Origin of the sequence: Kitasatospora sp. MMS16-BH015 (genome assembly GCF_002943525.1) — a bacterium.
Classification (GTDB): domain Bacteria; phylum Actinomycetota; class Actinomycetes; order Streptomycetales; family Streptomycetaceae; genus Kitasatospora.
Window position 1 is genome coordinate 901,788 of sequence record NZ_CP025394.1, and the last position, 25,195, is coordinate 926,982.

21 protein-coding genes and 1 pseudogene are annotated in these 25,195 nt (G+C 69.5%); 13 read left to right on the forward strand and 9 right to left on the reverse strand.

Features of this window, described 5'->3' with window-relative positions; translation table 11 throughout:
* Positions 1-22 precede the first annotated feature (22 nt).
* Complete coding sequence (locus CFP65_RS03940) at positions 23-694, forward strand: DUF5995 family protein (protein WP_104814767.1); 672 nt, start codon at positions 23-25, stop codon at positions 692-694.
* Between the two features lie 74 nt (positions 695-768).
* Here the strand turns inward: CFP65_RS03940 and CFP65_RS03945 are convergent, their stop codons facing one another.
* The 4 genes from CFP65_RS03945 to CFP65_RS03960 form a co-directional block, all read right to left on the reverse strand.
* Positions 769-2,235, reverse strand: a complete 1,467-nt coding sequence (locus tag CFP65_RS03945) for a GuaB1 family IMP dehydrogenase-related protein (protein WP_104814768.1) — start codon at positions 2,233-2,235, stop codon at positions 769-771.
* A 539-nt stretch (positions 2,236-2,774) separates the two neighbouring features.
* A complete protein-coding gene (locus tag CFP65_RS38670) occupies positions 2,775-3,113 on the reverse strand; it encodes a hypothetical protein (RefSeq protein WP_158702011.1) in 339 nt (112 codons plus the stop codon).
* A 613-nt stretch (positions 3,114-3,726) separates the two neighbouring features.
* Entirely contained in the window at positions 3,727-4,170 is a 444-nt protein-coding gene (locus CFP65_RS03955; RefSeq protein WP_104814769.1) for a HEAT repeat domain-containing protein, read from the reverse strand.
* Complete coding sequence (locus CFP65_RS03960) at positions 4,167-5,417, reverse strand: IS256 family transposase (protein WP_104814770.1); 1,251 nt, start codon at positions 5,415-5,417, stop codon at positions 4,167-4,169. The genes CFP65_RS03955 and CFP65_RS03960 overlap by 4 nt, the downstream gene beginning before the upstream one ends.
* A gap of 136 nt (positions 5,418-5,553) precedes the next feature.
* Here CFP65_RS03960 and CFP65_RS03965 point away from each other — a divergent pair, with 136 nt between their 5' ends.
* The 3 genes from CFP65_RS03965 to CFP65_RS03975 all read left to right on the forward strand — a co-directional run bounded on the left by CFP65_RS03965 (position 5,554) and on the right by CFP65_RS03975 (position 7,535).
* On the forward strand, positions 5,554-6,078 hold the full coding sequence (locus CFP65_RS03965) for a hypothetical protein (RefSeq protein WP_158702012.1): 525 nt from the start codon (positions 5,554-5,556) through the stop codon (positions 6,076-6,078).
* 93 nt (positions 6,079-6,171) lie between these two features.
* Positions 6,172-6,678, forward strand: coding sequence for a topology modulation protein (locus CFP65_RS03970; RefSeq protein WP_104814772.1), 507 nt, complete (start codon positions 6,172-6,174; stop codon positions 6,676-6,678).
* Between the two features lie 311 nt (positions 6,679-6,989).
* Positions 6,990-7,535: a hypothetical protein gene (locus CFP65_RS03975; RefSeq protein ID WP_104814471.1), complete on the forward strand. Its 546-nt coding sequence runs from the start codon at positions 6,990-6,992 to the stop codon at positions 7,533-7,535.
* Here CFP65_RS03975 and CFP65_RS03980 read toward each other — a convergent pair.
* The gene (locus CFP65_RS03980; RefSeq protein ID WP_104820582.1) at positions 7,492-8,283 is read right to left on the reverse strand and encodes an IS5 family transposase; all 792 of its coding nucleotides are present in this window, start codon (positions 8,281-8,283) and stop codon (positions 7,492-7,494) included. The two genes, CFP65_RS03975 and CFP65_RS03980, sit on opposite strands and share 44 nt — an antisense overlap.
* A 331-nt stretch (positions 8,284-8,614) precedes the next feature.
* Between CFP65_RS03980 and CFP65_RS03985 the strand changes: the two genes are divergently transcribed.
* From CFP65_RS03985 to CFP65_RS04025, 9 genes and pseudogenes are all read left to right on the forward strand, one after another.
* Entirely contained in the window at positions 8,615-9,172 is a 558-nt protein-coding gene (locus CFP65_RS03985; RefSeq protein ID WP_158702013.1) for a phosphotransferase, read from the forward strand.
* A complete protein-coding gene (locus tag CFP65_RS03990; protein WP_104814774.1) occupies positions 9,169-9,819 on the forward strand; it encodes a histidine phosphatase family protein in 651 nt (216 codons plus the stop codon). The genes CFP65_RS03985 and CFP65_RS03990 overlap by 4 nt, the downstream gene beginning before the upstream one ends.
* Positions 9,816-10,649 carry a phosphotransferase gene (locus CFP65_RS03995; protein ID WP_104814775.1) on the forward strand — a complete coding sequence of 278 codons (834 nt, stop codon included), beginning with the start codon at positions 9,816-9,818 and terminating at the stop codon, positions 10,647-10,649. The genes CFP65_RS03990 and CFP65_RS03995 overlap by 4 nt, the downstream gene beginning before the upstream one ends.
* Before the next feature lie 27 nt (positions 10,650-10,676).
* Positions 10,677-11,657 (forward strand): annotated as a pseudogene (locus CFP65_RS04000) (NAD-dependent epimerase/dehydratase family protein).
* 69 nt (positions 11,658-11,726) lie between these two features.
* Positions 11,727-12,491: a 3-deoxy-manno-octulosonate cytidylyltransferase gene (locus CFP65_RS04005; protein ID WP_104814776.1), complete on the forward strand. Its 765-nt coding sequence runs from the start codon at positions 11,727-11,729 to the stop codon at positions 12,489-12,491.
* A 243-nt stretch (positions 12,492-12,734) separates the two neighbouring features.
* On the forward strand, positions 12,735-13,877 hold the full coding sequence (locus CFP65_RS04010; protein ID WP_371682514.1) for an IS30 family transposase: 1,143 nt from the start codon (positions 12,735-12,737) through the stop codon (positions 13,875-13,877).
* A gap of 674 nt (positions 13,878-14,551) precedes the next feature.
* On the forward strand, positions 14,552-14,680 hold the full coding sequence (locus CFP65_RS40480; protein WP_254552214.1) for a CU044_2847 family protein: 129 nt from the start codon (positions 14,552-14,554) through the stop codon (positions 14,678-14,680).
* Positions 14,677-17,940: a trypsin-like peptidase domain-containing protein gene (locus tag CFP65_RS04020; RefSeq protein ID WP_158702014.1), complete on the forward strand. Its 3,264-nt coding sequence runs from the start codon at positions 14,677-14,679 to the stop codon at positions 17,938-17,940. The genes CFP65_RS40480 and CFP65_RS04020 overlap by 4 nt, the downstream gene beginning before the upstream one ends.
* A complete protein-coding gene (locus CFP65_RS04025; protein WP_158702015.1) occupies positions 17,865-19,040 on the forward strand; it encodes a WD40 repeat domain-containing protein in 1,176 nt (391 codons plus the stop codon). The genes CFP65_RS04020 and CFP65_RS04025 overlap by 76 nt, the downstream gene beginning before the upstream one ends.
* 310 nt (positions 19,041-19,350) lie before the next feature.
* On the opposite strand, the gene CFP65_RS04030 is transcribed toward CFP65_RS04025, so the two are convergent.
* The 4 genes from CFP65_RS04030 to CFP65_RS42380 form a co-directional block, all read right to left on the reverse strand.
* The gene (locus CFP65_RS04030; protein ID WP_104820641.1) at positions 19,351-20,235 is read right to left on the reverse strand and encodes an IS5 family transposase; all 885 of its coding nucleotides are present in this window, start codon (positions 20,233-20,235) and stop codon (positions 19,351-19,353) included.
* Between the two features lie 406 nt (positions 20,236-20,641).
* The gene (locus tag CFP65_RS04035; RefSeq protein ID WP_371682358.1) at positions 20,642-21,817 is read right to left on the reverse strand and encodes a restriction endonuclease; all 1,176 of its coding nucleotides are present in this window, start codon (positions 21,815-21,817) and stop codon (positions 20,642-20,644) included.
* A 280-nt stretch (positions 21,818-22,097) separates the two neighbouring features.
* Positions 22,098-23,216: a DNA cytosine methyltransferase gene (locus CFP65_RS04040; protein WP_254552215.1), complete on the reverse strand. Its 1,119-nt coding sequence runs from the start codon at positions 23,214-23,216 to the stop codon at positions 22,098-22,100.
* 57 nt (positions 23,217-23,273) lie between these two features.
* Positions 23,274-25,193, reverse strand: coding sequence for a DUF6339 family protein (locus tag CFP65_RS42380; RefSeq protein ID WP_371682359.1), 1,920 nt, complete (start codon positions 25,191-25,193; stop codon positions 23,274-23,276).
* Positions 25,194-25,195: the final 2 nt, after the last annotated feature.

Consider the following 25,195-nt stretch of genomic DNA (forward strand, 5'->3'; position numbering starts at 1 on the left):
CCCAGCCCAGGAGGTTAACCAGATGACCACACCAATCGAGCTGACGGTCGACCAGGTGGTCGACCGCCTGGCCGCGCTGGACGGCTCCCTGCCGGCGGCCGACGGCGTCCGGGTCTTCAACGACATGTACCTCACCGTCACCAGGCTGGTCCGTGACCACCTGCCCGGCGCCTACTTCGCCGACCCGGCCGGGATGGCCCGGCTGGACGCGATCTTCGCCGCCCGCTTCCTGGCCGCCGTGGACGCCGTCGCCGCCGGGGCCGACCCGAGCCCCTGCTGGCGCCCGCTGTTCGAGCTGCGCTCGCACCCCGGCATCGAGCCCATCCAGTACGCGCTGGCGGGCATGAACGCCCACATCGAGTACGACCTCCCGGCCGCGGTGCTCGCCTACTGCCAGGCCGCCGGCCACACCCCGACCCAGGTCGAGGCCGACTACCACCGGATCAACGACCTGCTCGCCCAGGTCGAGGCCCAGGTCCGCCGACAACTCGAGCCCACCGCCCTCCGCCCGGCCGACCCCCTCCTCCACGTGATCGGCGTCTGGTCCGTCGACCGCGCCCGCGAGGCCGCCTGGGCCAGCGTCCTGAGCCTCTGGGAGCTCCGCCGCATCCCCCCGGCCGCCCGCGCCGTCCAGACCGCCCTCGCCCAGTCGGTCGGCATGGTCAGCCGCGCCCTCCTCACCCCGCTGGGCTGACCCCGCCGGCCCGGGACGCCGAACGGCCCGGCCGGGGAGTTCCCCGGCCGGGCCGTTCGGTACGAGCAGAGGCGTTACGCCCAGCTGGAGTGCAGCGGCTTGCCCTCGGCGTAGCCGGCCGCGCTCTGGATGCCCACGATGGCCTTCCGGTGGAAGTCCTCGAGGTTCTCCGCGCCCGCGTAGGTGCAGGAGCTGCGGACGCCCGCGATGACCGAGTCGATCAGGTCCTCGACGCCCGGGCGGGCCGGGTCGAGGAACATCCGGGAGTGCGAGATGCCCTCCTCGAAGAGGGCCTTGCGGGCCCGGTCGTAGGCCGACTCGGCGGAGGTCCGGTTGCTCACGGCCCGCTTGGAGGCCATGCCGAAGCTCTCCTTGTACTGGCGGCCGTCGGCGGTGGACTGCAGGTCGCCGGGCGACTCGTAGGTGCCGGCGAACCAGGAGCCGATCATCACGTTGGAGGCACCGGCGGCCAGCGCCATCGCCACGTCACGCGGGTGACGGACACCGCCGTCGGCCCAGACGTGCTTGCCGAGCTCGCGCGCGGCGGCGGCGCACTCCAGCACGGCGGAGAACTGCGGCCGGCCCACGCCGGTCATCATCCGGGTGGTGCACATGGCGCCGGGGCCCACCCCGACCTTGAGGATGTCGGCGCCCGCCTCGACCAGGTCGCGGACACCGGCGGCGGAGACCACGTTGCCGGCCACGATCGGGATCTGCGGGTCGAGCGAGCGCACCGCGCGCAGCGCGCTGATCATCGACTCCTGGTGGCCGTGCGCGGTGTCCACCACCAGCACGTCCGCCCCGGCCCCGATCAGCGCCGCGGCCTTGCCGGCCACGTCGCCGTTGATGCCGACGGTGGCGGCGATCCGGAGCCTGCCGTTGGCGTCCACGGCGGGGGTGTACAGGGTGGCGCGCAGCGCGTTCTTGCGGGTCAGGATGCCGACCAGCTTGCCGTGGGCGTCCACCACGGGGGCGAGCTTGCGGTGCGCCTCGTTCAGCTTGTCGAAGGCGACCCGCGGGTCGATGCCCTCCTCGAGCAGCAGCAGGTCGCGCGACATCACGTCGGCCAGGCTGGTGAACCGGTCCACGCCCTGGCAGTCGGAGTCGGTGACCACGCCGACCGGCTTGCCGGCCGCGTCGACCACCACGAGCGCGTTGTGCGCGCGCTTGGGCAGCAGGGAGAGGGCGTCGGCGACGGTGTCGCCGGGGGTGAGGGTCAGCGCGGTGTCGTGCACCAGGTGGCGCTGCTTCACCCAACCGATCACCTCGGTGATCACCTCGGTGGGGATGTCCTGCGGAATGGCCACCAGGCCACCGCGGCGGGCGACGGTCTCGGCCATCCGACGGCCGGCGATCGCGGTCATGTTGGCCACGACCAGCGGGATGGTGGTGCCCGTCCCGTCGTTCGACGACAGGTCCACGCCCTGCCGGGAGCCCACGGCGGAACGGCTGGGGACCATGAAGACGTCGTCGTACGTGAGGTCGTACGGTCCCGAATAACGGTCGTCAATAGTGCCGGTCTGAGGATTCAAGAAACGCATGAAGAAGGCTCTCTGACTTCGGGAGGGTAGACCTCGGGTGCAGTTAGGTCCGGCCGACCGAGCGCACTCGGGCGCCCCGCACCCAACCGTCAATGCTTGCCGATACCCAGGCCGAAAGCCAGTTCACACGCAATCCTTGAAGATCCATACAGAGATCACCAATCCGTACACAGGATGGCTTGTAGGAACATACAAGAACAACGCCTGAGGCATCTTTCGGCGCAGCTTGCAAGGAGGTCGACTGCCGACCCGGGACAGCCTCCGCCTCACGCAAGGTGCTCATCACGGTCGAGACGCAGGGCTAGGGGCACCGTGCCCGGCTGCAACGGCCCCACCCGCCGGCTGACCACGGGCAACTCGCCTCTGACACATACCGTCGGACACCAACCAGACGGAGAACGGCACCAAACCACCGAACCCCGGCGTCGCCAGAAGGCGAGGGCGGCGGCGCCCTGCACACCGACGAAGCCCCAGCGGCGAATCCAAGATCGCGCCCGGCCAGCCGACCGAATGCTCCTGGGCCCCCTGCGTGCACACACCTAGCAGGACAGGAAGCCCACCAAGATCTCCCATGCGCTGGAGCGTTCCTCGGGCGCTATCTCCAACGCGCTGACCACTTTGGCACCCTGGATGAGGCTGATGTGGACTGCGCCCAGCTCCGCCGCTGCCCAGAGGTCCAGCCCGGCTTCTCTCCCGACCGCCGAGCCCGGCAGCTGATGGACCCTGCGAGCCTCGGAAGGCAGCTCTCCATCGCGGGCATCCCCACTCTCGACGGCCGAACCGCGACTCTGCAGCAGTTGGCCCTTCAGGCGCCACCATCCGGCGTCGCTGAAATGCTCGGCTACCACACCGTCCACACCGGGGTCGTCGGCTGACAAGCCCGTGGAACCTGGAAGAAGTACGCTCGCGGCGACCAAACTCGCTGAAATTGACGACCCTCTCAATGAGTAAGACTTCGACGACTCTAAACGCTGAGTCAGTCCGAATCGACGGCCCCTATCACCTATTCGGACGATAGACGATCTCGACTCCTGGCCGATGACCATACGTTGGCCATGCGGGGCGATCCAGCACGGATAACGAGAGCTGAGTGTTCAAGCACAAGAAGACACACGATGAAGTGAAACTGCAGGCCAGTGCACAACTGATGACTTGGCACTGGTATTCCCAGGACCAAGTACTCGCAGCTGCGATGTTCTCTCGGAAATGCGGGGAAATGGAGGCTAACCGGGCCACCCCCACTGACGACGAGAAGCGCCGGGGACTCACCTGGGCTGAGGCGGAGCAGACGGAACACCGCTCCTACGTCGTGGCCTCGGTCCTCGCCTCGGTTGCCTTAGTGGAGGCGTCGCTCAACGAGCTCTTCGCCTCCGCACCTCACGAGAACCTGGAGGTCGGAGGGGGCCGCGGAGCCCTCTCAGCGGGTGAGCGGCGATCTCTCACCGACTTGACAGGGATGTTGGACCGGAACGACTTCTCGACGAGCAATAGTCAAGAGTTGTGGGTGGGGCCTTCCGGCGCGGCGATCTCGGCTGCCGCGAGCCGGGCGTCTTCACGCATCTGCGGGTCGAGGTGGTGGAGGAACGGCTCGATCAGCGGCAGGGCCCGTGGGTCGTGGGTGGCGCCGAGGATATAGAGGGCGTGTTCGAGGAGCTCGGGCTCCATCGTCGTCATGGCGGTCGCCAGCGGTTCGACGAGGTCCAGGGGCAGGCGGTGGTGGTTGAAGGCCTCGCTAATCGAGTTCAGGGCAGACTCACGGACCTTGGTCTCCGGTTCGTTGACGGCCAGGCTTACCAGGCGTCCGACGACCAGGTGGGCGGCGTCCGTGTCGAGTGCGGTGCCGCGCAGGAGATCCCCGAGGCTGTCGGCGGCGACATCCCGACGGTTCGGCTCGCGGTCGGTCAGTGCTTCAAGCGCCTTGATCATGTCGTTCATGCTGCCACCTCGGACCGCTCGGCCAGGACGCCGTTTTCGAAGCGTGCGCCGGCACGGACCAGGGACACCAGGTGGGCGCCGGTGATCGCGCGCCATCGGGCCTGGGCGGACTCGACCAGTTTGAACACCATCGCGAGCGCGGCCGTCGGGCTGCCGGCGCCGCGGGTGACCTTGGTGCGGAGCTTGACCGTGGAGAAGGTCGACTCGATGGGGTTGGTGGTGCGCAAGTGGATCCAGTGCTCGGCGGGGAAGGCGTAGAACGCGAGGAGTTCGTCCCGGTCGTCGGTGATCTTCGCGACGGCCTTGGGGAACTTGGCGCCGTAGGTCTTCGCGAACGCCTCGATGGCCTTCTCGGCATGGGCGCGGGACTCGGCGTTGTAGATCTCCTGCATCGCCTTCGTCGCCCCGGGCTGCGCGGACTTGGGCAGGCAGTTGGTGACGTTGCGGGGTTTGTGAACCCAGCACCTCTGCGGCCGTGCGGCCGGGAACACCTCGGCCAGTGCCCGCCAAAGGCCCATGGCGCCGTCGCCGACGACCAGCTCGGGGGCGCGCATGCCTCGGCGGCGGCAGTCGCGCAACAGGTCGGCCCAGGACTCGGTCGACTCCCGCAGGCCCTCGGCAATCGCGATCAGCTCCTTGGTGCCGTCCAGGCGGACGCCGAGCAGGACCAGGACGCACGAGTGGGCCTGGCCAAGCCGGACCTTCGGGTGCACGCCGTCAGCCCAGACGTAGACGAAATCGCGGTCGGACAGGTCCCGGTCCTGGAAGGCGGCGTGGTCCTCGCTCCACTGCTTTGTCAGCCGGGTGACGGTGGCCGGGGAGAGGCCGGCCGTACCGCCGAGGAACTGCTCCAGCGCCGGAACGAAGTCGCCGGATGACAGGCCATGCAGGTAGAGCAGCGGCAGCACCTCGGAGATCTTCGGGAACTTGCGGCACCACGGCGCCAGGATCTTCGAGGAGAACCGCTTGCGCTCGCCGGTCTCGTGGTCGACGCGCCGGTCGTTCACCCGCGGGGCCCTCACCTCGACCGGTCCGGCGGCGGTGACCACTGTCCGGGGCCGGTGGTGGCCGTTGCGGACCACCAGGCGGCGCCCGCGCCCGTCGGTCTCGGCCGCCAACTCGGCTATGTACTGGTTGACTTCCGCCTCCAGCGCGGCGGCCAGCATCCGCCGAGCTCCCTCCCGGACGATCTCGTCGATCAGGGAGCCGGACTGCGTGGAGCCGTCGTCGGTGACTACGCTGAGCACGGGCGTGCCTTCCCGACCCGCGCTGCAACGCGGGCCTACTCGGAGACCATCAAAGGATCATTCGGGAAGGTACGCCTTCCGCGTGCCTGTCGGCACTGATCCACAGGTCTCCAGCATTGCTCGGGCTTCGCGGGACGTGACGCTCGTGTACGCGGGAAACCAGTACGACCGCGACGACGCTTTCGACCGCTTCTTCGCGCCGGCTGCCGCCCACGTCGACCACCAGGTCGTCGGCAAGTGGACCGACACCGCCCGGTGGCCCCACGTCCGCTTCACCGGTCGCAAACCGTTCCCTGAAATCGCTCGCCTGCACGGCCGCGCCTTGGCCACGGTGCTGCTCCTGCCCGACCGATACGCGGCGGTCGGGCAGCTGACCCAGCGGCTGTTCGAGGCGGTTCTGGCCGGGTGCCTACCGCTGGCTCCCGACACCATCCGCGACGTCCACCGGTTCGTACCGCCGCAGCTCATCGTCCGCGACGGCACTCAGGTCACCCGCGTTCTCCGGGAGCTGCGTGAGCAGTCCGGCACGGCCCAGCACGCCCGTCTTCTCGCCGACTGTCTGGAGCGTCTCAACCTGTTCCGGCTCAGCGCCCAGATCGAGCGGCTGGAGCTGGCGATCGACGCCGCTGCCGGGGCCACGCGGAACAGGTCGGTGGCCTGATGCGCATTTCCCTCCTGCCCGCTGCGGCACCCATGGCATCCAGAAGTCGGCCTGCGCATTCCGGGCTCCCCGCTCCCTCTACTGTGGAGAACCATGAAGAAGGTCGCCGTCGTCGGCTGCTCCGGCAGCGGCAAGTCGCATGTCGCCCGGGCGTTGGGCGGCATCCTGGACGCGCCGGTGACACACCTGGATGCCGTCTTCTACGACGAGGACTGGAACGAGCTGCCGAAGAACACGTTCGCCCAGGCTCAGCGGGACCTGGTGGCCCAGCCGCGCTGGGTGATCGACGGGAACTACAACTCCACTCTGCCGATCCGGCTGGAAGCCTGCGACACCGTGGTCTTCGTGGACGTGTCCACCCTCGCCTGTCTGTGGGGCCTGCTCTCCCGGCAGCTCCGGCACGGCAGCGGCCAGAAGGGCAACGGCGTTCACAACCGAGTCCATTGGGGACTGCTCAGGTACGTGGCCGGCTACCGGCGCACGATGCGCCCGCGCGTGCTCGCCAAGATCGACGAGTACGCCGTCCACGCCGAGGTCGTCCGCCTTTCCAGTCGGCGCCGCACCCGCCGATGGCTGCGCGAGGTGCAGCGAAGCACCTGAAGACCCACCCGGGACCGAGCGGCTCGGCGCCTGACGGTCGGCGGGGAGGCGCGGAGTGATCGTCTCCCCGCGTCACCACACCAAGCACTACTCCGACCCGGCCCGGTGCGCTGCGGCGCGCCGCCACTACGCCTGGCTCGCCGAGTACGCTCCCACCCTGCGCCAACCGCCACTGATCGCCGCTACCCCGACCAGTCTGAGTGGCTGTTGTCTTTCCTGACTTGAGAGCTGTGTTTCCGCTGGTCAGGCATAGGGGCGGTGGTCTCGGGGAGTGGTGACGTGTCGTGTCGTCGCTCTGGTGGAGGTCAAGGATGCCGTCGGTCGTGGGGCTGCTGGAACAGCGTGAGCTGACCGCTCGCCGTCGTGTGGATGAGCTGCGGGAGGAGGCGGACCGTATCCAGGCCGAGCTGGTCGCGGCCGAGCGGGAGTGGAGCGAGTGGGTCATCGCCCGTTCACGCGTCGGCGAGGTGCTGTCCCCGGGCGAAGGAGACATCGCCGGCCCGGACGCCGTCGAGAAGCCGTCGGATCGCGGTGAACCGCCGGCGCTGCCTGCATCTTCGGCAGCGGCGAAGCCGAAGTCGGTGGTGCCGATGTGGCGTGCGGGTCTGGCCCGGTCGGCACTGTCGGCGGACTACCAGCGCATCGTGCAGGCTCTCGCGGACCGAGGCCGTCTCGGTCAAGGCCCGCTGACCTGCCAGGAGATGGCCGCCTGCTTCGGCCTGGACCCGGTGCCCGCGAAGATCGAGGCGTTGCGGTCGAAGGCGAAGCGGCTGACAGCGCGCGGGTGGCTGGTCGAGCCGGAGCCGGGCCGGTTCACGCTCGCGATGGCCTTGGCCGGGCCAGGCGGCGGGTCATGAGCATCGTCGCCGACCAGTAGACCATCGCCTCCGCGCTGCCGGTGGACCGTTCGAAGTCCCGCACGAGGCGGCGGCTTCGCATCAGGTGGGCGAAGAACCGCTCCACGATCCACCGCTTGGGCAGCACGACGAAGCCGCGCATGTCGTCACTGCGTTTGACGATGGCCAGGACCAGGGCGAGGACGGTGAAGCCGTACTCGACGAGGCTGCCCGTGTAGCCGCCGTCGGCCCAGACCAGCGCCAGCCGGTGGTGTGCGGCGGCCACCTGGGCGAGCAGAACCTGCGCGGCGGCGCGGTCGCCGATGTCCGCTGCGGTGACCATCACCGCGAGGAGCAGGCCGAGGGTGTCGACCACGGCGTGCCGCTTGCGGCCATTGATCAGCTTGCCGCCGTCGAAGCCGCGGCTGTCACGGCCGACGACGGCGTCCGCCTTGACCGACTGGGAGTCGATCACGCCCGCGCTCGGCTCCGGGTCCCGCCCGGCCTGCTCGCGGGCCTTACGGCGGAGCCGGTCGTGCAACTCCCGGACCAGACCGTGGTCACGCCAGCGCCGGAAGAACGCGTAGACCCGGTCCCACGGCGGGAAGTCAGCCGGCATGGCCCGCCACTTCGTTCCGTTGTCGACGAGGTAGCGGATCGCGTCCAGTATCGTGCGGTGGCAGTACGCCTCCGGCTGCCCGCCCCGCCCGCGCAGCCAGCCCGGCACCGGCAGCAGCGGCCGCACCACCGCCCACTCCGCATCGGACATGTCGGTGGGGTAGCGGCGCACACGGACCCCGTGGTCGACGGCGTTCCCGAACCGGTGTGCCAGGCAGTCACACGCGAGAGTGACCGAAGTGGACCCCGGTCCCGCGATGCCGTAGAAGTGGGACAACAGGGCCTCCTGGACCGCTCTTTGGCGTAGACACCCTTCGAGCTACCAAGAGGCCCTGCTTTCATGCGCGGCGGCCGCTGCGCTCACCCGATCGAGACCCCCGTTCGACCCGCGCCCCTCAAGATCGAAACGACAACAGCCACTGACGTTCGGCCGTATCGAGGGACGGCACGGCGAACCGCGTGACCTGCTCCCGCTGGCCACCATGCTCGGCGACGCCCATGGGACCGCCTGGACGTACGACTTGCGCGGCGCCCGCCTCGACCGACCACGTGCGCTCGCCGACGGCGCCGGCCTCCCCGACTACGTCTCCCCGCGCCGCCGAGCGTTGGAGCGTCGCCTCCTCCAGGGCTTCATTTCGGACCGTGAAGCGCTCGACCTTCTTCTCGGTGTTCTCGGGCGCACTGCCGACGGCCCGGCCGCGTTCTACAAGGACGCCAACCCGCGCAACGTCCTGATCACCGCGAGCACCGTGTACACCGTGGACGTCGACGACCTCACCCTGGCACCCTTCGGCTACGACCTCGCCAAGCTCATCCATACCCTCGCTCTGAGCCACGGCCCCCTGCCGCCGCAGGCCGTCCGCGACGCCGTACAGCACTACAACACCGCCGCAGGTCGCCACCACCGGCAACTCGGCTACCTCACCACCACCCAGCTGGACGACTTCCTCCTCCTGCACCGCGCCCTGACCGCCCCGTACACCGACCGCGACCACTACCGCAACGGCCGTCCCCAGCCCCTCACCCAGGAGGCGCAGTGATCACCAGCGAAATCGTGCTCCTGCGGCACGGCCAGGCCCACTGCAACGCTGCCGGCCTGGTCGGCGGCCCGGCCACCTGCACCGGCCTGACCGACCTCGGCCGCCACCAGGTCGAACAGGCCGCCGAACTCCTCGCCGCCGAACACGCCGCTTCGCCGTTCACCGCCCTGTACGCCGGTCCCCGGCTCCGCCTCCAGCAGACCGGGCAGATCCTCGCCCTCGCCATGGGCCTCCAGCTGCTCACCGACCCCGGCTTCGACGGCCCCGAGCACGGCGACGCCGACGGCCGACCCTGGCGCGAGGTCAAGGACTCATTCGGCGGCGCGCCACACACCCGCCCCGATACCCCGTGGGCCCGAGGCTCCGACACCTGGAACGGCTACCTTCAGCGGGCCGGAGCCCACCTGCGCAAACTCCTGACCCGCCATCAGACTGGTCGGCTCCTCCTCGCCGCGCACGGAGAGACCGTCATAGCAGCCCACGTTCTGCTCCTCGGCCTCCCACTGGGCTCCGTCAACGGATTCTCCGTGGACCACGCCTCACTCACCCGCTGGCAGCATCACCGCAACCAGCGTGGCCAACAGCGCTGGCTCCTGCACAGCCACAACAACACCGCCCACCTGGCTCCTCCACCGGAGCAGCCGTGATCACCCGCACTGACGACCCGCGTCTGGTCCTCGCCCGCAGGAGCGTCGGCCCGGTCACCATCATCGCCGAACCCGGTCTACCCGACCGCGTCCTCCACCTGGCCGACAGCCGAGGCACCCGCTACTTCGCCAAGCAGCACCACCAACCAGCCCGCTTCACTCAGGAGGTCAACGCCTACGCGGGCTGGGCCCGTCATCTCGCCGCACGAACACCCGATCTGGTTGCCCAGCACCATGCCGACCTGGTCCTGCTCATCACCGCCGTTCCCGGCCGCCGCGCCAACACCCTGCCACCAGGCTCGGACGCCGAACAGCTCGCCCACCGCGCTGCCGGAGCCGCCCTGCGCGCGCTCCACACCGCTACCGCCATCACTGACCCAGACCTGTGCAGCAAGATCAGCAGCCGTCTTCGCACCTGGATCGCCAAGGCACACCAGGCAGAACTCCTATCCGCTCGGGAGCACCAGACCCTGAGCGAGGCTGCCGACCAACTCACCCACCAGCGCATGGAAGCCGCCGTCTGCCACCTCGACTACCAGCCCCGGAACTGGTGCGTCGGTAAAACCCTCGCCGTTGTCGACTTCGAGCACAGCCGCCCTGACGCCCGCATCCGCGACCTGGCCCGGCTCGCCTTCCGGCACTGGCCTCGTTCCCCGCACCTGCGCCAGGCCTTCCTCAGCGGCTACGGATGCCTCACCAGCGTGGAGGAGAACCTCCTCCACCTCTTCGCCGCTTACGAGGCCGTCACCGCCCTGGTCCGCGGCCACGAAAACGCCGACCGCGACCTCTCCGCCCACGGACGCGCCACCCTCGCCCGCCTCCTGCCTTAACTACTCCCGCCACCTCGGAGCCCCGCCATGTCCCAAGCCCAACCCCATGCCCCGCAGCGCGCCGTCATCACCGGTGCGGCCGGATTCATCGGCTCCCACCTCGCAGAAGCGCTCCTGGCCGCCGGCACGACCGTCATCGGCGTCGACCGTCGCGACCACAACGACCCGCGCGCCGCGGCCAACCTGGCCCGGATCCTCGACCACCCCGCCTACATCCACGTCACCGCCGACCTTCTCACCTGCGCGGTCGAACCCCTGCTCCTCGACGCCGACGCGGTCTTCCACCTCGCTGGCATCCCCGGCGTCCGACCCTCCTGAGGACCGGAGTTCAGCGACTACGTCAGCTCCAACATCCTGGCCACCCAGCGCGTCATGACCGCCGCCACGACCATGCGCGTCCCCCGCCTCGTGGTCGCCTCCTCCTCCAGCGTCTACGGCCCCACCGACGGCACCCCCAGCGCCGAGAACGACCCCACCCGCCCGGCGTCCCCCTACGCGGTCACCAAACTCGCCGAGGAACAACTCTGCCTCGCCCACGCCACCCGGCCGGGCTCCCCCACCACCGTCGTCGCCCTGCGCTACTTCACCGTCTACGGGCCACGCCAGCGCCCCGACATGTTCATCCACCGCGCGCTGAACGCCGCCCTCGCCCGCACCCCGCTCCGGCTCTACGGAGACGGCCACCAGCAGCGCGACTTCACGTACATCGACGACGTCGTCACCGCCACCATCGCCGCCGCCTCCCCTCAGGCCCCCGGCGGAGTCGTCAACGTCGGCGGCGGTACCAGCGCGACGCTGCGCGACATCATCCGCTCTGCTCAGGAACTGTCCGGCCGACCCATCGAGATCCAGGCCCACACCACCCGCAATGGCGACGTCCCAGTCACCCGGGCCGACCTCGCCCGTGCGCGCCGGCTCCTCGGATACAAGCCGACCGTTGACCTTTCGACCGGCATGAGCCACCAACTCGCAGCCCTCACCCACGTCACTGCTGCCATCTCATCCTGATCCGCCATCCGAGGCGTCGCCTCGGCCCCGCTGCTCTCACTCGCCCCAGCACCAAGCCACGGAGAACCGATGCCGTCCACGGAGACACAGCTGCCCACGCCCAACACCAACCGCCACATCGCCGTCATCCCCTGTCGTTGGGGAGCAAGCCGCTTCCCCGGCAAACCGATCGCCGACCTGGCCGGAAAGCCGCTCCTCTGGCACGTCTACCAGCGCTGTCTGCAGGCCACCACCATCACGCACACGGTCGTCGCGACCGACGATCAGCGAATCACCACCGTATGCGAGGACCACGGCATCCCCTGGATCATGACCGGCATCCACCCCACCGGCACCGACCGCGTCGCCGAGTGCGCCGAACGCCTCGACGCCGACGCTTACATCAACGTCCAAGGCGACGAGCCGTTCATCGAGCCCGCCGCCATCGACTCCGTCTCCACCGCGCTGGCCAGCCTTCCCCCGGGAGTCCTCGCGGTCAAGGCGTGCTCACGGCTCACCGACCCGGCCACAGTCCAGGACCACAACGTCGTCAAGGTCGTCACCGGCAACGACCACCGCGCCCTGATGTTCTCCCGCCTGCCCATCCCCTACCCGAAGAGCGATCGACCGACCTACCTACGCCAACTCGGTCTGTACGGCTTCACACCAGCCGGGCTCGGCATCTTCCGGGCCCTACCTCAAGGCTCGCTCGAACGCGCCGAGGGTGTCGAGATGCTGCGATTCCTCGAACACTCCCACCCGGTCCAGATGGTGCTCACTCACGACTCGGGCACGGCCGTCGACACGCCAGAAGATCTCGAACGGGCCGAGGCCCAACTGCTCAGTCAGCGGTAGATCTCGATCGCGGTCTGACCCGCCCTCACGACTCACAAGCGACTCCCAAAGCGGACGTAGCTTCAGGCTTTCGCTGTTCGGGCATGTAGTCGCCGCAAGACCCACCTTGGGTTCTAGGAGTCGTTGCAACACCCCAGTTCAGGGGATGCGATGGACTTCGAGATCCGTGGCAACCGCAGACCGCAGGGTCGGCGGAAGCTGCTGCGGGAGCGGGCGGCATACTCCCGGCTCGTGCAGCAGGGCGTGAGCAACACCGAGGCATGCCGGATCGTCGGCGTCGACCGCAGGACCGGCCAGAAGTGGCGTAACGGGCGCAAGCCGACCGGCACCCAGCGCACGGCGCCGGCTCCCCTCGACCTCGACGGGAAGCCGGCGCCGCCGACCGGGCCGGCAGGGCGGTCACGGTTCCTGACCGAGGCGGAACGGATCCACATCGCCGACCGGCTGCGGGAGAAGGCCACCGTCCGGGCAATCGCCGCGGAACTCGGCCGCAGCCCGTCCACCGTCAGCCGGGAGATCACCCGCAACGCCCACCCGGTCAGCGGCGCCTACCGCCCGCACGCGGCCCAGGCCCGCGCGAACGCCCGCCGGCCCCGCCCCAAACCGCGCAAGATCGGGCAGACTCCCGAGCTGCGGGACTTCATCCAGCACCTCCTGGACCTGAGGTGGAGCCCGGAGCAGATCTGCCAGGCTCTACGGGAAACCTTCCCCGACCGGCCGGAGATGCACGTGGCTGTCGAAACCGTCTACCAGACCCTCTACCTCCAGGGCCGGGGCGAGTTGCGCCGCGAGGTCGCCGCCGCCCTGCGCACCGGCCGGGCCCGGCGGATCCCGCACCGGCAGGCCGCCACCCGCCGCCCCCGCTTCGCCCACCCCATGGTCATGATCAGCGAACGCCCCGCGGAGGCGGACGACCGGGCCGTCCCCGGCCACTGGGAGGGCGACCTGATCATCGGCAAGGACGGCGCCTCGGCGATCGGCACCCTGGTCGAGCGCGCCACCCGCTACGTCATGCTCCTGCACCTCCCGGCCGGCCGCGGCGCCGAACAGGTCCGCGACGCCCTCGTGGCGACCGTCCAGACCCTGCCCGCCCACCTCAGGCGGTCCCTGGCCTGGGACCAGGGCGCCGAGATGGCCCGGCACGCCGACTTCACGATCGCCACCGACGTCCCGGTCTACTTCTGCGACCCCGCCAGCCCCTGGCAGCGCGGCTCCAACGAGAACACCAACGGCCTGCTCCGCCAGTACTTCCCCAAGGGCACCGACCTGTCCGTCCACAGCCCCGAACACCTGGCCGCCGTCGCCGCCCAACTCAACGGCCGCCCACGCAAAACGCTCGACTGGGACACCCCAGCCGAGCGCCTGCATAAACTCCACACGGCCTAGACAACCAACCACGTGTTGCAACGACCGCTAGAAACCACCCACCGACCCGGGCACGGTGGCCGGGACACCCGTCCGCGGTAACGACGCAGGCCCGGCCTCGAGAGACCGCGAAGCGTCGCGAACACGGAGCCGCTCGCGGCCAATCCGGAAGCTCGGGCGGAGGTCGCTGGGCCGGACGACGGCGACCTGCTCATCGGATGCCCCCGGTACGAACCGGGTCAGGGGAGTGGCAACGGTACGGCCGTAGAAGAGGCACCCGATCGGCGGCAGTTCGCCAGGCCGAGCAGCACTCTGGCGCTTGCGGCCGAGGTCAACCGTGGCGGCCAACAATTGCCGGTCTCTCTGCCTGGCCCTATCGCCGATGCTCCGTCACTCTTGGCCGAGTACGTGTACATGCGGACCTGTGCGGCGTTCCCAGTCGCATCGGCGGAGAAGTGAAGTGGGGGCGGGAATGAGGTACCTGATCGAATTACCGGTCGGTAGCAGCATCGGATCGCAGGAGTCGGTGCGAGTGGAGGTCGAGTCGCCGGACGACGGGCTGGTGCCGGTCTCCCGGCCCGGCCAGGTGGCCGCACGCGCCGCACGGTCGCTGGGCGAGATGCTGACCGGAATCCGGCCGGTCGCGGAGGCCTTCGTCGAGGGCCTGGGGGGGAATGGCCCACACACCGGACGAGGTGTCCCTCGAATTCGGGCTCTCGATGTCCGCCGAGGCCGACCTCGTGATCTCCAGCACCACCGCGCAAGCCCACTTCAAGGTCTCCCTGACCTGGCATCCCCACCCTGCGGCGGAGGCCGCGGAGTGACCGGGGTCGACGCGGCCGCCTTAGCCGTCCCGGAGGCTCTGGAAGCTGCCCTGGTGCGAATCTACGGCCAGTCCGGTGCTCCGGTCGGCGTGGGCTTCCTGATCTCCGACCGGCTGGTCCTGACCTGCGCGCACGTGGTCAGCACCGCCCTTGGCCTACCGATCGCGCAGGTCCCGCCGCCGGACGCCTGGCTCGCCCTGGACGCGCCGATGGCCGGGGGCCCGGAGTCGCCCGAGCGCGAGCGGGGGAGCGTCCGAGTGTGGGGACCGGCCCAGCCCGTCGGCGCCGACCTGGCCGTCCTAGACCTGGAGCATGCACCGGTCGGTACCCGGCCGGCCTGGCTGGTGGACACCCAGGGGCAGCAGCTATGGGGTCACGAGGCGCGGGTCTTCGGGCTTCCGCAAGGCCGGTCCGCGGGGGTGTGGCACCAAGGCGTTCTACGGGCCCGGCAGGCTGACGGCTGGACCCAGATCGATCTTGCCGGGGAGGGCTACCGGGTTTCGCCGGGCTTCAGCGGCAGCGCCGTCTGGGATCAGGAGCTGGGCGGCGTGGTGGGCTTGATGGCCGCGGCCGAGACGGGGAATCCCCCGGTCAGCTACATGCTGCCCGCTTCACTGCTGTTCTCCTGCTGGCCGGAGCTGCGCTCGCATTCCCTGCCGCCGTCGCCGTTTCGCGGGCTTTCCCCGTTTCTGGAAGGTGACGCGGGGTTGTTCTTCGGCCGGGACGGCGACGCAGACACACTGGCGTCGGTCACGGTTGCCGAACGCTGGACGACTGTGGTCGGACCGTCCGGCTGCGGCAAGTCGTCGCTGGCGATGGCGGGGGTGGGCCCGCGTCGGCGCCGGGCCGGTGATTGCACCGTCGTCGTCCGTTTCGCCTGGTACGACTCGCCTCTGCGCGCACTGGCCGCTGCACTGCTGCCGCTGCTGGGAGCCGAACCCGGCGACGAAGCAGAACGGTTCGACCGGATCACCGACCTCGCTGCGCACCTCGGCGCTCACGGGGTCCGCGAGAGTGTCTTCCGGATCCTGGAACGGCATGGGGCCTCCAGACTGCTGGTGATCGTCGACCAATTGGAGGAGCTCCTCACCCACGACGACGACGGCATCGGGCAGCTCGCCGAGGTGCTGTGCGGACCGGCCACTCCGGCCGAGCTCGCGGTACTGGCCACCCTGCGCGCCGACCTGCTCGACACCGCCCTCACCCATCCCGTGCTAGGGCCGGTTGTCAGCCGCCGCGTCCACGCGCTCGAACCGATGCGCCCCGAGCAGCTGAGCGAGGTTGTCTCCAGACCGGTCGACACCGTACCCGGCGTGTTCTACGAGGAAGCCCTCGCTGAGCGCATCCTGGCCGATGCCGGCGCTGATCCCGGTGTCCTGCCGCTGCTCGGCTTCACCCTCGACCTTCTGTGGCGCCGACGAGACGGCTGGCTGATCACCCACCAGAAGTACGCCCGGCTCGGCGGAGTGGCCGGCGCCCTCGGTCGCTATGCGGATGAAGTCTGGGAAGCCGTGGTGCCCGCTAGGGAGGCCGACGTGGCCGAGCGGTTGCTGACCCGCCTCGTGCGGATGCCGCTCGGCGCGGCAGCTCCCGTGCGCAGGGCCGTCCACCGCTCCGAGGTCGACGCTGCGGAGTGGGCCGTCGCCGAACGCCTTGCCCAGCGGAGGCTCCTGGTGATCCAGGGGCGGGGAGGTACCGAGACCGCCGAGCTGGCTCACGAAGCGCTGATCACCGCCTGGGCCCGGACGCGGGACCTGACCACCGCCGACCGCGCTTTCCTGGCCTGGCGTGAGAGTGCGCAGACCGACCTCGACCGCTGGGAGCACGCGAAGCGCCCGGCCGATCTGCTGCCGACCCGTACAGCCCTCGCCGCCGCCCGTCAGTGGCTCCCCGCCCGCTCGGGCGAACTGAGCGCGGCGCTGCGCGACTTCCTCGACCGTGGCAGGCGACGCAACCGCCGCCGACGCGGCACGCTCACCAGTGTGGTAGCCGCCGTGTGCGCCCTCCTGCTGGCCGCTGCCGCCCTCGGGGTGAGTGCCCAGCGCAATCACCGCGACGCCGCGCATAACGCCGCGATCAACCGGGCAAACACCCTGGCCACCGACGCGGCGGCTCTCGCCTCCTCCGACCCCGGCTTGGCCGCCCAACTCGCGGTCGCGGCGTTTCGCTCCGCGCCCACACAGGCCGCCGTCGACCAGCTCTACGCCTCCATAGCCGGACCGCTTGACCAGGTGCTGGCCAGCACCGGCAGCCCTGTCGTGCAAGTGGTTGCACAGGCGCACGGTCCGCTGGTCGCGGCCTCTAGCGAGAGCGGTTCGGTCCGGGTCTGGGACACAGGCCACCTCGACACCCCCCACCTCGTGTCAACACTGCCTTCCACGAAGGGAGGGGCGATCGCCCTGGCACCGCGCGCTCCTCAGCTCGCGGCCTTGTGCCCGGACCAGGACGGTCTGTGCCTGATCTCCCTCAGTGATCCGCAGCACCCGGCCCGGCTCGGCCAACTGCCTACACCCCACCCGTGGCCCAGCGGCGAACTGACACTCACCTCGCTGGCCTTCAACCCGGACGGAACGCTACTGGCCGGCGCCACCGACGCCGGTTCCAGCCTGCTCTGGTCGACGACCGACCCGACACACCCCAGCCTGCTGTCCACCCTGCCCGGCAAGGGCTCCGGCAAGAAGATCGGGGCCGTGGCCTTCTCTCCCGACGGCCGCACCCTGGCCGCCACCAACCAAGACGGCACCACCCAGCTGTGGAACCTCACCACCCCCGCCAAGCCCGCCCCCGCGGCCGCGATCCCGACCGGATACCAGTCACTGGCCTTCAGCCCGGACGGTGCCTGGCTGGCCGGCGCAGGCGACCTGCGGCTGGACCTCTGGAAGACCAGCGACCCGTCCACACCCATCGAGGCGGACCCTCTGCGCACGGTAGGCGATCTGATGAGCGTGAGCTTCAGTCCCAACGGCGGCCGCATCGCTTGGGGAGGCACGGGCATCAACGACTCGAACAGCGCGATGTGCCTGACCAGCGTCCAGTACATCAGCCCGGATAAGAGCTCCCGTTCTGCGCCAAGACCAGCTTCGACAGCCACACCCTCGCGTACACCTCCGGCGGTGCGATCCTCACCGGCGGAACCGACGGAACCGTACGCCTCTGGCGTGACCCCACGCCCCAGGCGGAGGGCATGTCAATATTTGACAGCCGCGACCAGTGGGACATCGGCCCCGACGGCCACCTGGTGGCAGCCCAGATGTCCATGAAACTACATCCCGGCAGCCCAAGCCGGGTGGGACTCTGGACCATCGACGACACCGCCGGTGCGCGGCCCGTAGGCACGATCGATCTCCCGGACACGCTGCAGCAGGTTACGTTCGTCAACGCGATCACCCTGCTGACCGTCGACCACAGCGGCCGCCCACAGCTGTGGAACATCAGCGATCCGAGCCATCCGATAGCCGGCACCGCGCTCACCACAGCCGATTTCACCACCTACCCCACCGGCTTGGGCGACTTCATCATTTCCACAGCGGTCACCGTCGACAAGGACCTGGCCACCGTGCAGGGCGGTGGGAAGCTCCAACTCTGGCGAGTGAACGGGAGCAGCGCCACCGAAGCCGGTTCACTCCCCGCCCCAGACCCGGCAGACGTGGCCGGCCTGCTCAACAACCATCAGGCCGTCGTCGCCGCCAAGGACGGCTTCACGTGGTGGGATGTCACCGACCCGGACCACCCGGTCCATGTGGCCGACACCCCTCTGGGAGGCGGCAACAAGGGCAACGTCCACGGCTCTGGCAGCGTGGTCGCCGCTGTCCTCGGCTTTCCCGCCGTGAAGAACACGCTCTTTCTCCTCAAATTCCCTGACAGCAAATCAGGTACCGCGGTTCAGCTCACCGACAATGCCGGCGGTGAGGTCGCGCTCAGCGACGACCAGCACTTTCTCGCCTCGGACGGCTCCGGCGCGAACACTGTAAATCTCTGGGACGTCCGCGATCCGGCCCATCCCCGGGCAACGGCAGCTGTCACCACCAAGCCCGGTGTCCAGGGCATGGCCTTCAACGCGGGCGACACACTCATGGCGACGTGGAGTGCGGCGGGCGTTCAACTGTGGAGCCTCCGCGACTCTTCGTCGCCCGCCTTGATCGTGAGCATCCCCACGTCGTACTCAGGAACGCCCATCACCACGTTCACGCCGAACTCGGCTTGGCTCGCCGTCGACACCTCCTCATCCATCAGATTCATCGACACCAACCCAAACGCACTGGCCACCCGACTCTGCTCCTACACGGGCAAGGCAATGACCCCCCAACAATGGGCACACGCAACCCAGGGGCTTCCCTACCAACCCGTATGTAATGCGTAGCTCAGTGGTCATGACCTCTGGGGCCCGTGGTCGGGCGGTCTACCCGCGAGCCCGGCAGGCAGACCCCATCAAGCCGCGCCTCAGCGCAACGACGGCCGCGGCCTGGGCTTCTGCCGTCCTCGCTCCGCCCTTTCTGGCTCCTGGAATCCGGTGACAAGCTCGTCGACCGTGACGGACGCGCGTGAAGGTTCGACGCCCCTTGGTGCTGGACCCCGTTCGACGGCGGCCAGCCGAGCACTCCGTCCTGGCCGCCTGCCCGGCTCCCACAACGGTGAGCCGACGCCTGAGAAAGTGTTGGGTAAGCGGGTGGCTACTCGTTCTTGAGGTCGTCGGCGAGGCGGCGGGCTGCTTCGGTCTCGATGGGGCCGCGTGGTTCGACCTCCTCGCCGGCGAGGCGGGCGGCCATCAGGCGGATCATGGCGACCTTGATCATCGCTTCGGCGTGCGCGGTCTTGCGCTCGTAGTCCCGTGCCAACCGTCTGCACCGCCCCAGCCAGGAGAATGTCCGCTCGACCACCCACCTGCGGGGCAGCACCTGGAAGCCTTTCACATCCGCGTTGCGCGGCACCGCCACCACCGTCAGGTCCTCGTGCGCGGCAGCCCAGCCGACCAGACCGGCATCGATCGCGTTGACGTAGCCGCCGTCGACCCAGACCAGCCCGACCCGCGGGAACAGACCACGGATGCCGGCCAGGACCAGCTTCGCGCCCGCCCGCTCCTGGACGGACGCGGAGTGCACGACCGCCTTCAGGACCAGTCCACAGCTGTCCACCAGCAGGTGCCGCTTGCGGCCCCGGACACGCTTGCCCGCGTCGTAGCCGATCGCCTCGCCGCCCTGGTGACTGCGTACGGACTGGGAGTCCGGCACCGCCGCCGACGGCTGCGGATCCCGACCGTCCGCGACCCTCACCCGGTCACGCAACACGTCGTGGACCCGGTCCCACGTCCCGTCGGCGCTCCACGCACGAAACCACCGGTAGGCCGCGTCCCACGGCGCCAGGTCGTGCGGCACCAGCCGCCAGGCACAACCACTGACCAGGACGTACAGAACCGTGTCGACGACCAGGCGGCGAGGGAACTTCAGCGGCCGGCCGCCCCTGCGCGGATCCCGCCCCGGCAGCAGCGGCTCGATCATCGCCCACTGAGCATCCGTCAACGACGAGTCGTACGAAGGCTTGCACGAACAGACACACATACCGGTGATCCTCGCGGGCTCCTCGACCACGAAGATCACCGGCCGCACATCACACCAAGCAGTCGATCAATTACCCAACACTTTCTGAGGCTGTCGCGGGGGCGACAGCCTCAGGCGGCCACCCCGACGAAGTGAACCGGTGGGTGGGAGTCACCCGCCCGGAGCGGATCACAGCCGCCTGACCTGCCTCGGACGTCGGCACCGCGTGTACCTGGTGTCGGTCAGCGTCCCCATGGGGACTCGTGACCACGAGGGTGGGGAATTGCGCCGAAACGAAACCGCAGTTTGTGGGGAATTGCGTGACCGCCGACGCGCTGTCCACCGCACCTCCGTGGACTATCGCGATCGACCCCACCCGGTCACCGGCTGCGACCGGTACTGCAACCCGAACCGGCCCTTCTGCCGATCAACCGAGCAAGATCTCTTCCGGTCTCCGGTTGAGAACTTCGAGTGGACGGCTGTTAAGCAGGTGCTCGACGCAACCGGAGAGATCGCCCCCGTGATCCTCCAGCGCGATCTCGCGGAGTTCCTTCACCAGGTCCTGCCCGTTGATGAGGACCACGGGGTACTGGTCCTCCACCATCTCGAGCTGAGCCGGTTCCGAGTACGAACCGGTGGTCACGTACACCCCGATCCACCCGCGACGGAGTCTGGCGACGACCCTGGCGATCTGCTCGGCGGAGACCAGACTGTCGGGCTTGATGCACTTCGCCTGCCCGAGGACGACGAGCTTCGTGCCGGCCAGCCCGCTGCCCAGGTCCAGCCGGCCTACGAAGTCCGCCCCACCGTCGCCCGACCGTCGGGTGAGCCACCCCTCGGTGTAGCTGTGTCCGGACGCGCGCATCACCCGGGCTGCAACCGCGGACGCCAGGGCCTCGAACGCGTGCTTGTCCCCGTCGAAGCGCCGATACACCGCCTCGAGATCCGTCTCCGCCGTGCTGCCGCTCGCCGGGCGCTGGTCCCGCACCTTGATCACCCTGCTTCGGGCCACCCGGCGGCGCACCCGCGGTAGCACCGAGTGTCCGCGCTTGACCCACTCCCGCCACGCAGTGGGGGCCAGCTCCAGCACCTCGGCGTCGGACCGACTGGCCACGCGTCGGGCCGTGATCCACTCCCAGTCCAGCTTGTCACCCTCTGCGGCGAGATCGATCACCGCAAGGTCGAAGACGTAGTTGGTGAAGGTGGTGCGGGCCCTTCCCGCCCACTGGACCACCCGCTCCGCCCGCTCGATCAGACCGACACCGCAGAACTCGACGTGGCCCTTGACCTTCCCGTTCCGTGACACCGAGCGGAACAGCAGGAGCGGTGCCGCGGCGGCCCGGCCCGCGGCCGTCGGAGCCTGATGTCCGTCGAACACCTCGAGCAGGGCCGCATTGCCGGTGGTACTTCCGAGCGGCTTCGCAGTGTCGAACTTGTGGTCGCCGAAGTAGCGCACATGCCCGTTGTCGAGATCGAACACGTCGTGCCACGGAGTCTGCTCCGAACCGGCCTTCCATGGACTGGACCTGATCATCACGGCGGGCCGCCGCACCCCGGCCGCGGCCGTGATCTTCGCCATCGGATTGATCCCGGCTTCGAGCAACGCACGCTTCTAGCCTGGACTGTCCGTCACAAAGTAGAAGTTGCTGAAGCCGTCGACGGTGGCCGGCCCGCTGTCCTTCGCACTCGTGTACCGAAGCGTCTCGCCCATACCCAGCACGCGCCCCACGGTTCCCCCTCCAGCAAGCGATCACGGACTATGCCGATCCTGCCACCCGGGTCCGAAAGGTCGCCGCTTCACCGGCAGCGTCCGTAGCCTGCGGGCGGGCAGGCGCATCGAGTGTTCGAGCGGATGAGCCGCGCGCCAGAACGACGATCGACCCTCAGTAGTCGAACTGGAGCTTGAGTGCGGACTCCAGATCCTCGCGCTTGATCCCGAGTGCGGCGGCAAGGACGTGCATACCGAGCCTCGGCGGTACCGCGTTGCCGATCTGCTGAGCGATGACGCTACGCACGCCCGGGGCGTCGACGCCCTCGACATCGTCGCCGTTCCGACGTCGCCACGGATAGTCCCGGCTGAAGGTCTGGAGCATCCCGAGCTCGGGCAGAGAGAAGGTTCCGAGGTGCTGCTCTCCCCAAACCAGCTTGTTACGAGAAGCCTTGCCGGTCACGGTCGCCGACGGCTCGTCGTGCCGTCGTCGCCCCCGCGCCCTGGGGTCGCCCCCCGTGCCGTAGTTCGACACCACCTCGAAACAGTCCGTGCGCCCCAGGGCCTCCTGCATGGTCGCCCAGGGAAGGCGGGACGAATCCCCCTGGTGTCGGTGGATCCCCTTGCGGTAACACCGATGGGACGGCTCGGGGAGCTTCGGATCCGCCTGGAACCGAGCGCCGTCACCCGCCCAACGGGCGATCAGGATCGCACGGCGGCGGGTCTGGGGAACCCCGAACTCCTCGGTGTGGAGGACCTCCGGTTCGGCCACCTTGTAGCCCTTGCTCTCCAGGATCTCGCCGAACGCCCGCCAGACCGGAAGCACCGCGGGAACCTGCTCGAGGACGATCACCTGGTAGGGCTTTCCCCCGGCAAGCGCCTCGAGCGCCCACCTCAGCGGCTCCAAGACCAACCCGGTGCGCTCGTCGCTGAGTTGCCCGAGATCTTCCCGGATCGCGGCGAACTCCTCGGCCTGTCGGTCCAGCTGTACCGCGGCGTAGCGCTTCGCGAACTCGAGAACCTGCTCCAGCGCCGCCCGGCCCTCGCCGTTCCCGGCGACGGTGAAGGTCTGGCAGGGCGGTCCGCCGACAAGCACGTCGGCTTCCGGGAACTGCGACGGATTGTACTTTCGTACGTCTCCGGTCTCCGTCGGCAGGCCGGCCGCTCGACGCGTGGTGCAGGCGTCCTCGTCCCACTCGATGCCCATGACCACGGGAATGTCCAACGCCTTCGCCGCCATGTCCAGCCCCCCGGGGCCGGCGAACAAATCGATGATCTTGAAGGGCGTGGACACGCGGTTCCTTGCAGGATGGTAGGAGGGGGAGCGCCGGGTTCCCTCCGGTCTCCCTCGTCACGAACTGGAGCGGCCCCTATCGTAGCCGGCGAGATGGGGTCCTCGGACCAGGTGGCCGACATGCGCGAGCCGGTCGGGGTCCGCCTCGCCCACGCCGAGGGCGTGGGCGAGTGCTCGGCCTACGGCCTCGGCCAGCGGCGGCGGCAGCGCGTGGCCCACCTGGCGGTATTCAGAGGTCTTGCCGCCGGCCAGGGACCAGTCGTCGGGGATCGCCTGGATCGTGGCCGCCTGCCGCACGGTGAGCTTGGGGTGTGCGGCCACCGGGAAACCGACGCTCGGAGGCTCGTCGGCGAGGCTGTTGCCGTCGACCCCCAGCGCAGCCCATGCTCGCTTGCTCCCGGTCGGCCCCAGGTCCGCCCCGCCCCGGTTCTCGGAGCCACCCACCAGTGCCGGTGCCGGGCGGTCGGCTCGCGCGGACCAGGCTTCGGCACCGTCCCACCCGTTGGCGGCCATGGAGTCTCGGAGTACTTCGCCGACGGTGGGAGCCGGATCGCCGGTCGGTTGCGGCCACGAAAAGGCGAGATCGTAGGCGCCGGGGAGCGCGACGAGGAATCCGCTTCTCCGGTTCTGGGGCACTCCGAAATCGACGGCGTCGAGGACCGCCCAGTGAGACCGATAGCCGGCCCGGGCGAGCTCGGACTCGATCCAGGCTCGGTCGGTGGCGAAATCCCTAACGTCGACGATGTCGGCGAGGTTCTCCAACAGGAGGGCCTTGGGTCGGACAAGGGTGACCAGACGTAGAGCGGCCGTGAGCACCTGCCGTGCTTCGGTGTCATCGGTCCGACGCACCGCACCTGCCGACTTGATCCGGGGCAGCCCCCCGGTGAGCAGGTCCACGTGCAGCGCCCCAGGGTGCTTCAAGGGGTCGAAGTCGACGATGTCGAGGCACCGCACGTCCCAGCCGGGACGGTTGAGGCGAATGGTCGCGCAGGCCTTCGGGTTGCGGTCGATCAGCATGACCGGGTCGAACCCGGCGCGCTCGAGGCCGAGGGCCTGGGCACCGGCTCCCGCGCAGATCTCCAACGAGGTGAACCGCCGCATTCCCTCACGCCGAGCCTCGCTCGCGTCATCGCCGGTGGACGACGCACACGCCGAGGGCTGTAGGACCGCTGGTTCGGACGCCGTGTGCGGCAGGGGCTCCGGCTCGCCGTCCTCCCCGGAGCCCGCCTGCTTCAGTGCGGTCACCGACTCCTCTGCCACGGCTCGAAGCTCGGCGTCGAGCGCCCACTCCTCGATGCCGTCGAACAGGACGAACGGGGCGAGACGGAGGAGCCTCTTGAGGAAGTCACGGAGGGCCTCCCGCTCGTTGAGTTTCGCGAGGTCGAGATCCTTCCAGACCCGGAGAATGGCCCTGACCAGGTGCGGGCTTCCACCGAGGGCGGCACGGCGTGCGTAGATCTGGTCGAAGGCGGCCTCGCCGAGGATCTTGAGCGCACCGTACGGTTCCGGGTCGTCGGAGGAGCGTACGAGTTGGGCCCGCCACCACAGTCGGCCGAAGACGTGTCGGGTGAGGTCCGTGCCGAGGACACGGTCCTTGGGCGGCTGGGGGTAGCGCCAGAAGGCGACGTCCGGGAGCACTACGAGTGCGAGGAACGCCCAGACGTCCCGGGAGGCGGCCTCGGCGGGCACCATGCCCGTCTCGGCGTGCAGCAGCGCGGCGAGTCGGAGGTCGAACTCGGCGTTTCGTGCCCGGTCGGATTCGTCGGGGAAGCCGGCGTTCTTGGCGAGGTCAACGACACCGGCACGAAGTTCCCGGAGTCGGTCGGCGGGGACCCGGTCACCGCCGGTCGCCACGTAGACCGCCGACTCGTGGGAAAAGGCGGCAGCGCCGGTCAGCTCGGCGATCGTCAGGCGCCGATATTCCTCGAACAACGGTGCGGCCTGCTCGGCGAGCAGCCGCGGGTAGAGGAAGCTCATCG

What these genes read in the sequence shown, in the direction of transcription:
- CFP65_RS03940 (WP_104814767.1), top strand. Translation starts at nt 23, where the DNA reads ATGACCACACCAATCGAGCTGACGGTCGACCAGGTGGTCGACCGCCTG.
- CFP65_RS03945 (WP_104814768.1), bottom strand. Translation starts at nt 2,235, where the DNA reads ATGCGTTTCTTGAATCCTCAGACCGGCACTATTGACGACCGTTATTCG.
- CFP65_RS03955 (WP_104814769.1), bottom strand. Translation starts at nt 4,170, where the DNA reads ATGAACGACATGATCAAGGCGCTTGAAGCACTGACCGACCGCGAGCCG.
- CFP65_RS03970 (WP_104814772.1), top strand. Translation starts at nt 6,172, where the DNA reads ATGAAGAAGGTCGCCGTCGTCGGCTGCTCCGGCAGCGGCAAGTCGCAT.
- CFP65_RS03975 (WP_104814471.1), top strand. Translation starts at nt 6,990, where the DNA reads ATGCCGTCGGTCGTGGGGCTGCTGGAACAGCGTGAGCTGACCGCTCGC.
- CFP65_RS03980 (WP_104820582.1), bottom strand. Translation starts at nt 8,283, where the DNA reads ATGTCCGATGCGGAGTGGGCGGTGGTGCGGCCGCTGCTGCCGGTGCCG.
- CFP65_RS03985 (WP_158702013.1), top strand. Translation starts at nt 8,615, where the DNA reads ATGCTCGGCGACGCCCATGGGACCGCCTGGACGTACGACTTGCGCGGC.
- CFP65_RS04005 (WP_104814776.1), top strand. Translation starts at nt 11,727, where the DNA reads ATGCCGTCCACGGAGACACAGCTGCCCACGCCCAACACCAACCGCCAC.
- CFP65_RS04025 (WP_158702015.1), top strand. Translation starts at nt 17,865, where the DNA reads ATGTCAATATTTGACAGCCGCGACCAGTGGGACATCGGCCCCGACGGC.
- CFP65_RS04030 (WP_104820641.1), bottom strand. Translation starts at nt 20,235, where the DNA reads ATGTGTGTCTGTTCGTGCAAGCCTTCGTACGACTCGTCGTTGACGGAT.
- CFP65_RS42380 (WP_371682359.1), bottom strand. Translation starts at nt 25,193, where the DNA reads ATGAGCTTCCTCTACCCGCGGCTGCTCGCCGAGCAGGCCGCACCGTTG.